The following is an 11,984-nucleotide window of genomic DNA, read 5'->3' as shown; positions in this document are numbered from 1 at the left end:
CCGCTGTCTTACCCTATACGCCGGCATCCGAGCATATCGCAGTACTATCCGTGCAAGCCTCAACGGACGGTTTCTCGCCCGCGGTTGCTTGCTGTTTTCATGTCGCCGGACCACAGACATCCCAATCCCCACCGGCTAACCGCCACGAATAAAGGAGCTTCCATGAAACAGTTAATCGCCGTATTCCACAAAGACGATGAAGGCGCGACCATGGTCGAATACGGTCTTATCGTCGCACTCATCGCGGTCGTCTGCATCGCGGCAGTTGCCCTGATCGGTACCCGTCTTACCGGTCTGTTCACCACCGTCGCGGGCTCAGTCTAATCCGGAAAAACGACCAACGAGCCGGTTCTTAGCGGGATCGGCTCGTATGCACATCATGCAATTCATTCCAGTTATTCTGCTCGTCGCTACCGCGGCGGCGGCGATCTCCGATCTCAGCACGGGCAGAATTTCGAATTGGCTCAGCTATTCGCTGGCAGCCCTGGCTTTCGTGCTCTACGCCGCACAGGGGCCGATACCCGGAGCGATCGCGCTGCTGGTGATGATCGGCGTCCTTGCCGCGAGCCTTCCGCTTTTCGCATTCGGGCTGTTGCGCGGCGGCGACGTCAAGATGATCGTCGCATGCAGCGCCCTGGTGTCCTATCACTATTTTTGGCAATTCATTTTATACACGATGTTTGCGGGTGGACTGTTGGCTCTCTTCGTCGCATGGCGTTCGGGTAGCCTACGCCGATCGTTTCAATCGGTCGGCAGCACGCTGCATCCGTTACTCGTCGGCGTCGTGCCGAGGTCGTTGCCTTTCACTACGGCCAAAATTCCCTATGGGGTCGCCATATTCGGCGGCGCCTCTCTCACCGCATTAGCGATGACCGCCATCCCGGCATTGAGGCTGTAAAACGATGAACGTCCGCAGAATCACCATCATTGCGGCAATCGTGTTCGCTCTCGGCAGCGCCGCGCTCGTCCTGATTTTCTTAAACTCGTTCCGTCAGGCGAATTCGCCCGAAGCCCTGATGACCAGAGTGCTGGTCGCCAACCAGAATATTCCGGCGCGCATTCCGATTACCGCAGCAATGTTTAGCGTCGAAACGCGCCCGCGCAGCAAGGTCGATCCGGATGTCCTCACCGATCCGAAGATGATCAACGGGCAGTTAGCGCTGATCGGTATGCCGGCCGGCTCGCTGCTTACGGCCTCAAAAATCGGAACGCCGGCCGACGTCGGGCTTTCGGTACGGCTCAAACCCGGGCAGCGCGCGATGAGCATCAGCGTCGATCCGGTGAAGGATGTCTCCGGGCTCATCCAACCCGGCGATCGCGTGGACGTGCTCGCACAAGGTCCCCGCATCGGCAATAGCGTTCAGCCGGCCGCGACCATTCTGCGCGGCATTCTCGTGCTCGCCATGGGCATCGCCCTCGAAACCGCGGGCGCAACACCTTCGCCGGTTGCGCAGAGCGCGTCGACCGTTACGCTGGCGGTAACCCCGGCGCAGGCTGATACGCTCATGACGGCCGATCAAAACGCCGTTCTCCGGCTCACGTTGCGCTCACCGAAAGAACCGATCGGGTCGGAACCGACCCAGCGCCTCGTCTTCGACGGCGCGGGTTACTCGCGCGGCTACGTGCCCGCGGCCGCAGCGCCCGCCCGAGCGTTCATTCCGGCGTTTGCGTCGGCGCCGAGGCCTACGATAGCCGGCGGCCCCACCATCAACGGCGTGACCGTCATCGACGGCAGCACGGTCATGGACGGCCCGCGTTCGTGAGTTGGATCGCGGTGGTCGGTTCCAAGGGCGGCAGCGGGGCAACGACGCTCACCTGGGAGCTCGCGAAAATGAGCTCGGGAACGCTGCCGTCGGCCGCGATCGACGCGGACTTTGCCGGGCGTCGCAGCCTAGCGGTGCTCGCCAAGTGCACCGACGAGTTAGATCTCGCCCGAGGCGAACACCCCGTTTCCATGCTCAAAGTCGACGGTGTGATGACGATCGAAATGAGCGAGAGCTTCGATGCGGCGCTGGCCGTGAACGCAGAGGTGAGCGAAGCGCTGGCTAAGACGCTGGACGTCGGCTATGCGATGGTGTTCGTCGATGCAACGCAGCCGTTTGCAGCCGCTACTCGCCCGCTGATGATGCGCGCGACGAGATACTTACTCGTTACGCCCCCGACCCTGCTCGGGATCACCGGCGCGCGAGCGATGCTCAATTCGATGATCCGCTTCAATTTCCCCAAAGACCGCATTTTCGCTGTATTAGAGTGGCATTCGGGCCGTCTGGACGTAACGCCGGCCGAGATCGAGCGCAACCTCGGCATTCCGGTTCTCGCGCAGATTCCGCCGTCGTCGGAGCGGACGTATCGCAAATCCATCGACGATCTGAGCCGCGCCTTGCTCGCCTTGCCGGAGGAACCGCGGGCCGATTCGGTCGTGTCCGCGACGCATGCCTCGCTCGGCGAGCGACGGACGATTCGCCGTGCCAACGCCATGCCGGACATCTCCGCGAACGGCGAGGCGACTCGCAGCGCCGGCGGGGAACGCCAGCCTTTCGATCTCCAGGCGCCCGCCGAAGATCCGAGGCGCGACGTTGTGGCCGAACGGCGCGCGATTCTCAAAACGGATATCCACGCCGAACTCGGCAAACGCATCGACTCCCTAAAAACGAGCACGCGTTCTCAGTCCGAAATGAAAAAAGTCATCGAAGATCTCGTTACGGAGATCATCGCCGATCGGAAAAACTTGACTCCCGAGGAGTCGACGCAGCTGCGTCAAGAAGTCCTAGACGAGGCGCTGGGATTAGGGCCGCTCGAGGATCTTCTACAGGACGACTCGATCACCGAGATCATGGTGAACGGTCCAAGCATCGTCTACGCGGAGCGCAAGGGCAGACTCGTCCTCACCAACGTCCGTTTCTCAAGCGAAGGCCAGCTGCGCCAAACGATCGATCGTATTATCACCCCGCTCGGGCGTCGAGTCGACGAGGCCTCCCCGCTAGTCGACGCGCGTCTACCCGACGGGTCGCGCGTCAATGCGATCATCGCGCCGCTAGCGCTCGACGGCGGCGTGCTCACGATTCGGCGCTTCGGCAAGCATCGCATGGGGATTCCCGACCTGTTACGACTCGGCGCGCTGACCGAACAAATGGCCGATTTCCTGCGCGCTTGCGTCGAATCCCGAATGAACATCCTCGTCTCGGGCGGCACCGGGTCCGGCAAAACGACGCTCCTGAACATCATGTCGAACTTTATTCCGGACGGCGACCGCATCGTCACCATTGAGGATGCGGCGGAGCTCTTGCTCGGAAAACCGCACGTCGTACGTCTCGAATCGCGCCCGCCGAATATCGAAGGCTACGGCGAGGTGAAAATTCGCGACCTCGTCCGCAACGCATTACGCATGCGTCCGGACCGCATCGTTGTCGGCGAATGTCGCGGCGCCGAAGCGCTCGACATGCTTCAGGCCATGAACACGGGCCACGACGGTTCGCTCACCACGTTGCACGCCAACTCGCCGCGCGATTCGATATCGCGCCTTGAGATTCTGGTGATGATGGCGGGATTCGATCTGCCGGTCCGCGCGATTCGCGAGCAGATCGCGAGCGCGATCGACCTGGTGATCCAGACGACGCGCCTGCGCGACGGGTCCCGCAAGATCGTCGCCATTACCGAAGTCGTCGGCATGGAAGGCGACGTCGTCACGCTTCAGGATATCGTCAAGTTCAACCAACACGGATTAGATCTCGACGGTACGGTCAGCGGTGACTTCCAATACACGGGCGTCCAGCCGTATGCAATCACCCGTTTCGACGAGCACGGTATCGAATACGACATCCGTCAACTCTCGACGATGGCCCAGGACGCAACCGCGTGGTAGCAGCGCTCACGTCCACGTTTATCGGAGTGTTTCTAGCCTTCGGCGGAACGATCGCGTGCTATATCGTCGTGAACGGCATGATAGCGCGCGAACATCCACGCGTCACTAAAGCCGCATCCCTCTTAGAACTGGCGGGTATCGGCCGGCCGGTAGACGTCGTGGCTACGGCGATCTTCGCCACCGGCGCCCTGCTCTGGTTCTTCACCGTTCTCGTAGCGCACCTGAGCCTCGTGCCAGAGCTGCTCGCGTTGCCGCTGTTTGAAGCTGCGGTTTTTTACGCGGCCTCATTTTGGATAAAGAGGCGCGTCGCGCAGCGTCGCTCCCGCTTCCTGGACCAACTCGAGATGGCGTTGCGCTTGATGTCCGGGGGCGTTCGGATCGGTTTAAGCCTGCCCCAAGCGATGGCGCACATCATCGAGGAGATGACGGACCCGGCACGCCTCGAATTCCGCCGCGTCGTTACCCAGACCCGCGTCGGCGTCTCTATGCCCGATGCGCTCGATTCGCTCGCCGAACGGATGGCGGGCAACGAAACGTTGATGCTCGCTCGCGTGATTCGGGTGCAGCGCCAAACCGGCGGCAGCCTCTCATTGATTCTCGATCATCTCGCCGAAACGATTAAAGAACGGCGTCAAATCCAGCGAAAAATCTCCGCGCTGACGGCGGAGGGACGGATCGGCGCCCTGGTTCTCGAGGCGCTTCCCGTCGGGGTGGGTTTCTTCGTTCTGGTCATGGAGCCGCCGATGGGGAAAGCCCTGATGAGCACGCTGATCGGCCACGCCGTGCTCGCCGTAGCCGTGGCACTCGAACTCATGGCGATCTATTCGTTGAATAAGATGCTGAAAGTCAACGTGTAATCGTGCTGCTCGGCATCATCGCTGTGTGCGTTGCGATAACGATCGGCCTCTTCGTCGTCTCGTTAACACCGCAAAAAAGTCCGCTTTCGGAGCAACTCGAGCATATCAGGTCTCGCAACATCTCGGGCCCGGCGCGCGAACGCTTTGCCGCCATGGAGAAAATCTTCGGGGACGACGGCCGCTCGCAATTGCAACGACAGTTGATGGAAGCGGGCTGGTACACGACAACGCCCGCGCAAATGGGCGCGCGAGTTGGAGGCGGCCTCATCGCAGGCATCGCGGTCGGCTTGCTGCCGCTATTCTTTCTGCATCCGTTCGAATCGGCGTATCTCCTGATACCGCTTATCCCGGCGATCGTCGGCGGGTATCTCCCGTTTATGGCTCTCAATCAAGCCATCGCCAAACGTAAGGAAGAAGTACAACGGTCGCTCCCCGATTTTCTCGACATGGTCGCAACGACCGTGCAAGCCGGCATCGCGCTCAACCAGGCCTTAGGGTATGCCGTGGCGGTAGCGCCCGGCGCGCTGGGGGACGAAATCAAGGAATGCCTCTCGCAGATCCGCCTCGGGCGCAGCCACGGCGACGCATTGCGCGCGGTAGCGATGCGCGTCAGTCAACCGCAGCTAACGGCCACCATCACGGCGATTACGCAAGCCGAAAAGCTCGGTGCGAACATCTCAACGCTTCTCAACGAACTCTCGATCGACGTCCGGAACGAACGCGTCATGGCGGTTGAAGAGCAGGCCGCGAAGCTGCCCATCAAAATGGTCTTTCCCATGGCTCTGTTCTTACTGCCCGCGCTGTTCACGATCATCTTCGGCTCGGTTGCGGCGGAACTGCTTCCGCAGTTCGTGAGCTGGGCGAAATGAACGGGAGCTTAGCCCTCGTGGGCGCGCTGATGTTTGCATCTTCCGGGTGGTTCGGCTACGCGCTTGCGAACGTCCTCATCCAGCGTTGGCACGGCGATCGTTTTGGTGACGTATGGCCGCTGCTCGTGGTGCCGGCGTGCGCGATCGCCGGTGCCGAATTCGGGCTGCGCGAGACGAACCCGCTACATCTGTTGGCACTGAGTTTCATCGTCGTCGCTTTGGTTGCGCTCGTACGGTGCGACGTTCGCATCCATTGGACGCCGCCTTGGCTTTCGCTGATCCCGCTGGCGTGCATCTGCGTTCTAGCGCTCCTGCAGCACGCATATGCGGTACCGCTCGCGGCGTTGCTGGTTTCCGTGCCGTTTGCAAGCGTCGCCCTCATGACAAAGGGCGCCGGCATGTCCTGGAGCGACGTGCGCGTTGCGGCCTTAGGGGCGTCGCTGCTTGGACTGTTTCCCGCAGTCGTCGCTTTTTCCGCCGCGGGACTGCTCCTGGCTTTCATACAATGGGGACTGCGGCGGCACGCGACCGTTCAGATGGCACCCTATCTCGTCGGCGCGACCGTCGTCGCCGCGCTCGCGTTCGGGGGTTAGCGCGTTGTATTCATTCGAAAATCAGGCAACCGGTGAAGTGGTCGCGCGCAAGGTGCTCGCGCCCAAAGGGTGGTGCGGCCGAAACCTGGGGCTGCTGACGCGCTCGTCGATCGACGCAGACGAAGGCTTGTGGATCAACCGTTGCTTTGGAATCCACACGATCGGCATGCGCTTTCCCATCGACGTTGTTTTTCTCGACGACGCATTTCGCATCGTGAGCATACGCCGGGACGTGCGCCCCGGTTGCCTTGCCGTCGCCCAAGCCAATGCCACGCACGTCGTGGAGTTGCGAGCCGGAACGTGCGAGGAATTCGATATGTTATGCGGCGATCGGATGAGATTCGTCCAATCAGCGTCCGGCGATGGCGGGCAACCATGACGCGGCTGCGGCACCGATCAGGATCGCAGCCGCGATAGCTGGGCCGAACGGCAAGGCAATGCCGAACCGCCGCCCCAGGATCAGAGCCGCGATGACGAATCCGGCGCACGCGATCGCCAAAGCCGCGAGCCCGGGCACGGGGCCCACGGCAGCGCCGATGATGGCCGTAGGAACGATATCGCCGAATCCGGGTTCTTTGCCGAGCAGTTGCCCGCCGAAATAGATCGCCAACGCGATGCCGCCGAGCGCGACGATGCCGGCAGCGGCGTTCGGCGCGATACCGGCATACGCGCTAGCTGCGAGTACGGCAAAGAGCGTGGGCACGGTAATTTCTTCCCACAGGTACCCATGGCGAACGTCGCCGCACGCCGCGATGCCGATGCCGGCTAAAGCTAGGCCCACCGCGATCCGTTCGGAAGGGGGAGCCAGCAACGCCCCCGCAAGCGCGAGAACCCCCACCGCAACGATCTCCGCAAACGAAACCGCGGAAACGCCCTCGCGCAACGCGTTTCGGCGGTCGATCAACACGCTTAAAAGAAACCATAGAGCAACGAGCGCCGTCGTCCATGCGAGCGCCGGCATTAGCCATATCCAGGAGTCGGACCGCCGCACCCGGGGATGGAAGCATTACGCATACAAGTCAATGTTTCGGCCTACCGGATCGAAGCTTAAGGGCTCGCTCGCGAAATCGGGGATCACCCCGGAGTGGTTCGTGACGGCAATCGTGGCGGTTCGCGCGCGCTTCGCCAATTCCGTTCCGGAAACGATCGGCGGATTGACACGGACGGCCAAAGGAGCCGGCGACGCTCTAATCGCCAATTCAAAACCCATCAGGGTCACTTTATACCCATTTTGGGTGGAAAATAGAATCATTTTCCCAGGTGACGCAAGAGAGTTTTCGCAGCCTCCGAGAGGATGCATGCTTCGGTAGGTTCCATCCGGCGCTCCGCGAACGGGCCGACGATGAAACGCTATTTTGGGATCTTCGCCGTTCTGCTTCTGGGCGTCGCAACGAGCGCGTGCTCGTCGCATACCGCCGATTCTACAGCCGGCTCGACCGCTGCCGTCGCCGCCTCGGCAACGACGGCGCCCGCAGCACCCGCCAAGACTGCCCAATCGACGAATGCCGCCGCCATCGCGAACGGGCGTGCGATCTTCCTCACGGGCATCGATGCGAGCGGCTCGCATATCGTGGCGAAGCCGCCCGCGCAGAGACCCAGTTGCGCGGCATGTCACATGCCGACGGGGGCCGGAGGCGTCCACTTTCCCGACGGCGCGGTGAGCGCCGATTTGCGGCATGCGGCGCTCGTAACCCATCAAAAGCCCCCCTACACGCTCGCACTCCTGGAGCGAGCCGTCTCCGCCGGCATCGATAACGATGGCGACAAACTCGACCCCGTCATGCCGCGCTGGGTGCTATCCCAACGCGACCTTCACGACGTTGCGTACTACGTCCTCACGCAGTTGAAGTAACCGTCCGCCGAGCCCCTATTGGCCCAGTGGGTGCGGCGACGGGCGCCCATGTGGCTGAGCTTGGTGCGAACCGCCCTTCGGGCTTGCACCCTGATGCGCTTGCTGCTTCGGCGCCTGCTGATGCTGCGGCTGCGGTCGTTGTGCCTGCTGACGCTGCGGCTGCGGTCGTTGCGCCTGTTGACGCTGCGGCTGCGGTCGTTGTGTCTGCTGATGTTGCGGACGCGTCTGCTGTTTCGGCGCCTGACGTATCGGCATCGCTTGATGGGGAGATTGGCGGATCTGTGCGTGTGCGCGGTCGGACGCTCGAATCGGTGCGAACCCTGCCGGGCGATTGTTCGCGGCGAGGGGTCTTTGGACGCTCACGTTCGGCGGACGTCCATGGTTGACGGCCTGTAGGTAGTTCCGGTTCTGCGCGGCGATCCGGACGTGTTCTTGCTGCGCGTTCGTCATTGCGTAATGACGCTCGCGTCCCCACGCGATTTGGTGGCTATCCGGGCGCGCGTTCACGCCGCCGCGACCGCCATTGTAGCTCACGTGACTACCGTTGTATTCGTTCGTTCCGCGATCGGAGTAGACGTAACGTACGACCGTTCGATTGACGTTCGTAATCGCGGTATTGTAGTAGAACGTGTTGTTCTGCCAACGCCCCCCGGTGTAACCCGAGCCGTTGTACCCGTTGCCATAGTTGATGCCGCCGTAGTAGCCGACGTTCTGTGCCCAATATCCGGGAACCCAACGATACTGTCCGCCCGGGTTGGAAGCCCAGTATCCTGGGGTCCATAGCAAATTCGGCTGCGGTGGCGTCACCCAGGTTCCAGGAACCCAGAAGTAACCGGCCGGCCCGGCAGCCCAATATCCCGGCTGCCAAATCAGGTTTTGTGCCGGGGCGGGTGGCTGATAGTACGCCGGCAATGCCGGCGGAGCCAAACTCGTCAAAAGACTGAGGATCCCGGACAAGCTTCCGAGGCTGGAAAGATCCTGGGCCTCGGATCTCGCCGGAACCGTCGCGAATAGAAAAAATGCGGCAGCTAGGCCGATGATTGCGCGTTGGATGAGTCGCATGGAACGTCCCTTCAGACGGATGTCTTAGGGGGCTTACCCATTAGGAGGCCGTTTCACCACATAACAACATGGGTCGCCGGCCGGCGACCCATGTTGTTATGTGAGGTGCGTTTACTTGAGGCGGAAAATCGCTACGGTATCGCCGTAGGGATACCCAAGCTGGAAGTTTCCACCCGCGGCGACGGCGATGTATTGCACGCCGTTCACCTCGTAGGTAACCGGAGGTGCGTTCACGCCGGCGCCGAGTTGATAGCGCCATACGCGCTGCCCGGTCTTGGCATTGAACGCATCGAACCAGCCGTTCCCCTCGCCCATGAAGACCAGGTTACCCGCAGTCGCTAGCGCTCCGCCGATTAACGGCTGCGGCGCGAGATACTGCCATGCAATTTTTCCGGTATCCATGTTCACCGCCACGAACGGGCCGTTCTGTACGCCGTTCTTCGCGATGTTCGTAAACGCGCTGCCCAGGCGAATTTGGCCGGGGCCCGTATGCGGCTCTTGCGTTGTGAAGTTCATGAGCTGATTCATCGCCATGACGTACATATCGTGCGTCTGCGGCGAGTACGCCGGAGGCGACCACTCGGCGCCGCCGTTTGCACCGGGGAGCATCGCCACGCCGGCCTTGGTCGGCGTGCTGAACATATTCTTCGACATCATCACGAACGGCGCGGATTTACGGATCAGCTTACCGGTCCGACGATCGACGATAAAGATCCATCCCACCTTGCCGGCCTCACCGGCGGCGGGAATCGTCTTGCCGTTTTCGTGCACGTCGAACAGCACCGGGTTGCTGACCGCATCGTAATCCCACACGTCGTGCTTAACTTCTTGGTAGTACCAGCGGAGTTTCCCGGTGTTCACGTCGATCGCCACGATGGAATCGGTATAGAGATTGTCGCCCTTACGCACGGCTCCGAACAGGTCCGGGTTCGGATTACCGGTGCTGAAGATCAACAAGCCCAACTTCGGATCGATCGCGGGCGTCGTCCAGACCATCCCGCCGCCCTGCTTCCACGAATCGCCCTCGAAGCTCTTGGGATCGGTCGTCCAGAACTGCCATTTCTTCGCGCCGGTGTTCGCATCGAACGCGGCAACGAATCCACGGATCGCCCACTCGCCGCCCGCGCTGCCCACGATCACGTTGCCGTTGTACAGCGTTGGCTGCATCGTTTCGGAATAGCCGAGCGTCGGATCCGCCAGGGTCTTCTGCCATAGGACTTTGCCGTTGTCGGCATCGAGTGCCAATAATTGATCGTCGAGTGTGTCGACAAACACTTTGCCATAGCCGACCGCGACGCCGCGATTGACGGGGCCGCAGCAAATCTGGAACGAGCCCAGGTTATAGGTCGTCTCCCAAATGCGTTCGCCCGTAACGGCGTTGAGCGCCATGATCTTCATCTTGTCGCTCACCACCGGCGTGGTGATGTACATGACGCCGCCGACGACGATCGGCGTGGTTTCAAAACTCGCCGTCATGCCGGTCTGCGCGAGCGCGGCCGGAGTGAGCGACGCGACGTTCGCGACGTTGATGGCCGAGAGCGGAGAATAGCGATCGTTTGAATAGGTACGGCCGGGCAGTACCCAATCTTGGTTATTCGCCGACGCTCCGGTCATCATCGCATCCGAGACGTTGACGTTGGTGGGCATCGGTCCGAAGACGGTCGTCGTGGGCGCGGCTTGGCGAACGATTTCGTTATTGTTCGCAGCACCTGGGCTCGACGACACCGCCACCGCGTTTGAAAGGTTAACGCTCGAAAGCATCGTCGTATCGAGCGGATGACTTCCCGAAGTGAAGCCGTTTTGCTGGAGAAGGTACGCCATTACCGCGAGATAGTTATCGCTCGTGAGCGATCCCGGCGCGTTTGCAGGCATCTGCTTGCTAATGAAATCGTACATCTGCGCGCCGGTTTGATAATTCACTAGGGAGTGCGCGAAGCGCGCGCCGACGAGTGAAGGGCCGCTCTGCCCCTGAAGTTTTGCACCGTGGCACTGCGCGCAACTGGCCGAGTAGACGGTCGCGCCGGTAGATGCTTGAGCATCCGTAAAATAGCCGGTACTCGCCGCGCCGGTCGGGGCACCGGTAGCGGTGCCGCTCGCCTCGCCGGTCGCAGCGGCCGTGGCCTCTGTTGCCGCCGTTGCGCCCGAAGTGGTGCTCGTCGAATTCGATCCGCCGTTACAACCCGCGAGGACACCGATGGAAAAAATCGCGCAGGTTGCGGCGAACGTCGTTAGCCTAGACCGAAAATACATCAAGATTATCCCTCCACCCGGCTACCTTGGACCCCCATTCAAGCGGTTCCCGTCTGGGCCGGCGGTCCGAAAATACCACCTACCGCACGAGGCCGGCCAGCTTCCATCCTAGGTAGGCATTGAAAACCGCAATCGGCACGGCGACGACGACGCGCGTCCACATGTGGCGCCAGATCGAGACGTGGTAGAAGGCGGTGACGTTGTTGGCGATCGTGCCGCCCATCCAAGGAATCAGCCGCAAAGCGATGAGGAAGAGCGGGGAGCCCACGGGCAGACGTCTGGCCCATGCCGGGAGGCGTTCCAAATCCTCATGGAGATGGAGGCGCGCATCGGCATGCCGAGCGAGCGCATAGGTGCTCACCCCGCTCAGGACCACCGCTACGCAGTTGATGGCGGCGCCTTCCCAGACTCCAAAGATCGCCCCGTTGAGAAGCGCGAGCGCCCCGGCCGAGATAAACGGCGCGCTTGCCAAAGCGGTGTAGATCCCAACCGACAGCAGCGGCCCAAGCGCCCCGGACGTGAGCAACCACTCGCGCATGGTCTCACGACGGTCGATCACGAGATAACCCAGCCACAAGACGAGGCTCAACGTGGCGAGCGGTTCGAGAATCCACAGATGACGCCGCATCGCGGTCCGGC

The 11,984-nt window shown here is 61.7% G+C and carries 13 protein-coding genes; 9 read left to right on the top strand and 4 right to left on the bottom strand.

Annotated elements, in window-relative coordinates; all coding sequences use genetic code 11:
• The first annotated feature begins 162 nt into the window (after positions 1–162).
• Genes VMW12_04290 through VMW12_04255 form a run of 8 tightly spaced genes read left to right on the top strand, consistent with a single transcriptional unit; the run spans position 163 to position 6,560 of the window.
• Positions 163–324 carry a Flp family type IVb pilin gene (locus VMW12_04290; protein ID HUZ48949.1) on the top strand — a complete coding sequence of 54 codons (162 nt, stop codon included), beginning with the start codon at positions 163–165 and terminating at the stop codon, positions 322–324.
• A gap of 55 nt (positions 325–379) precedes the next feature.
• Positions 380–898, top strand: coding sequence for a prepilin peptidase (locus tag VMW12_04285; GenBank protein HUZ48948.1), 519 nt, complete (start codon positions 380–382; stop codon positions 896–898).
• Positions 899–902: 4 nt separating this feature from the next.
• Positions 903–1,763 carry a Flp pilus assembly protein CpaB gene (gene cpaB, locus VMW12_04280; protein HUZ48947.1) on the top strand — a complete coding sequence of 287 codons (861 nt, stop codon included), beginning with the start codon at positions 903–905 and terminating at the stop codon, positions 1,761–1,763.
• Complete coding sequence (locus VMW12_04275) at positions 1,760–3,862, top strand: ATPase, T2SS/T4P/T4SS family (protein HUZ48946.1); 2,103 nt, start codon at positions 1,760–1,762, stop codon at positions 3,860–3,862. The genes cpaB and VMW12_04275 overlap by 4 nt, the downstream gene beginning before the upstream one ends.
• Positions 3,856–4,719 carry a type II secretion system F family protein gene (locus VMW12_04270; protein HUZ48945.1) on the top strand — a complete coding sequence of 288 codons (864 nt, stop codon included), beginning with the start codon at positions 3,856–3,858 and terminating at the stop codon, positions 4,717–4,719. Before VMW12_04275 ends, VMW12_04270 begins: the two co-directional genes overlap by 7 nt.
• A 2-nt stretch (positions 4,720–4,721) precedes the next feature.
• Complete coding sequence (locus tag VMW12_04265; protein ID HUZ48944.1) at positions 4,722–5,588, top strand: type II secretion system F family protein; 867 nt, start codon at positions 4,722–4,724, stop codon at positions 5,586–5,588.
• Positions 5,585–6,181 (top strand): hypothetical protein, encoded by a 597-nt coding sequence (locus tag VMW12_04260; protein ID HUZ48943.1) that lies wholly within the window; start codon positions 5,585–5,587, stop codon positions 6,179–6,181. The genes VMW12_04265 and VMW12_04260 overlap by 4 nt, the downstream gene beginning before the upstream one ends.
• A gap of 4 nt (positions 6,182–6,185) precedes the next feature.
• The gene (locus VMW12_04255) at positions 6,186–6,560 is read left to right on the top strand and encodes a DUF192 domain-containing protein (GenBank protein HUZ48942.1); all 375 of its coding nucleotides are present in this window, start codon (positions 6,186–6,188) and stop codon (positions 6,558–6,560) included.
• Here VMW12_04255 and VMW12_04250 read toward each other — a convergent pair.
• The gene (locus VMW12_04250; protein HUZ48941.1) at positions 6,531–7,142 is read right to left on the bottom strand and encodes a hypothetical protein; all 612 of its coding nucleotides are present in this window, start codon (positions 7,140–7,142) and stop codon (positions 6,531–6,533) included. The two genes, VMW12_04255 and VMW12_04250, sit on opposite strands and share 30 nt — an antisense overlap.
• A gap of 381 nt (positions 7,143–7,523) precedes the next feature.
• Here VMW12_04250 and VMW12_04245 point away from each other — a divergent pair, with 381 nt between their 5' ends.
• The gene (locus VMW12_04245; GenBank protein HUZ48940.1) at positions 7,524–8,033 is read left to right on the top strand and encodes a c-type cytochrome; all 510 of its coding nucleotides are present in this window, start codon (positions 7,524–7,526) and stop codon (positions 8,031–8,033) included.
• A 15-nt stretch (positions 8,034–8,048) separates the two neighbouring features.
• Here VMW12_04245 and VMW12_04240 read toward each other — a convergent pair whose 3' ends face one another.
• The 3 genes from VMW12_04240 to VMW12_04230 form a co-directional block, all read right to left on the bottom strand.
• Complete coding sequence (locus tag VMW12_04240; GenBank protein ID HUZ48939.1) at positions 8,049–9,095, bottom strand: YXWGXW repeat-containing protein; 1,047 nt, start codon at positions 9,093–9,095, stop codon at positions 8,049–8,051.
• A 111-nt stretch (positions 9,096–9,206) separates the two neighbouring features.
• A complete protein-coding gene (locus tag VMW12_04235; GenBank protein ID HUZ48938.1) occupies positions 9,207–11,345 on the bottom strand; it encodes a PQQ-binding-like beta-propeller repeat protein in 2,139 nt (712 codons plus the stop codon).
• A 79-nt stretch (positions 11,346–11,424) separates the two neighbouring features.
• The gene (locus tag VMW12_04230; GenBank protein HUZ48937.1) at positions 11,425–11,973 is read right to left on the bottom strand and encodes a VTT domain-containing protein; all 549 of its coding nucleotides are present in this window, start codon (positions 11,971–11,973) and stop codon (positions 11,425–11,427) included.
• Positions 11,974–11,984: the final 11 nt, after the last annotated feature.

This window comes from Candidatus Dormiibacterota bacterium (genome assembly GCA_035532835.1).
Lineage (GTDB): Bacteria > Vulcanimicrobiota > Vulcanimicrobiia > Vulcanimicrobiales > Vulcanimicrobiaceae > DAHUXY01.
Note: the sequence above shows the minus strand (reverse complement) of the source record. Positions and strands in the feature narration are given on the sequence as shown.

Excerpts from the sequence above, each read along its gene's own strand:
- VMW12_04245 (HUZ48940.1), top strand. The coding sequence starts at position 7,524 with ATGAAACGCTATTTTGGGATCTTCGCCGTTCTGCTTCTGGGCGTCGCA.
- VMW12_04235 (HUZ48938.1), bottom strand. The coding sequence starts at position 11,345 with ATGTATTTTCGGTCTAGGCTAACGACGTTCGCCGCAACCTGCGCGATT.
- VMW12_04285 (HUZ48948.1), top strand. The coding sequence starts at position 380 with ATGCAATTCATTCCAGTTATTCTGCTCGTCGCTACCGCGGCGGCGGCG.
- VMW12_04260 (HUZ48943.1), top strand. The coding sequence starts at position 5,585 with ATGAACGGGAGCTTAGCCCTCGTGGGCGCGCTGATGTTTGCATCTTCC.
- cpaB (HUZ48947.1), top strand. The coding sequence starts at position 903 with ATGAACGTCCGCAGAATCACCATCATTGCGGCAATCGTGTTCGCTCTC.
- VMW12_04290 (HUZ48949.1), top strand. The coding sequence starts at position 163 with ATGAAACAGTTAATCGCCGTATTCCACAAAGACGATGAAGGCGCGACC.
- VMW12_04240 (HUZ48939.1), bottom strand. The coding sequence starts at position 9,095 with ATGCGACTCATCCAACGCGCAATCATCGGCCTAGCTGCCGCATTTTTT.
- VMW12_04230 (HUZ48937.1), bottom strand. The coding sequence starts at position 11,973 with ATGCGGCGTCATCTGTGGATTCTCGAACCGCTCGCCACGTTGAGCCTC.
- VMW12_04250 (HUZ48941.1), bottom strand. The coding sequence starts at position 7,142 with ATGCCGGCGCTCGCATGGACGACGGCGCTCGTTGCTCTATGGTTTCTT.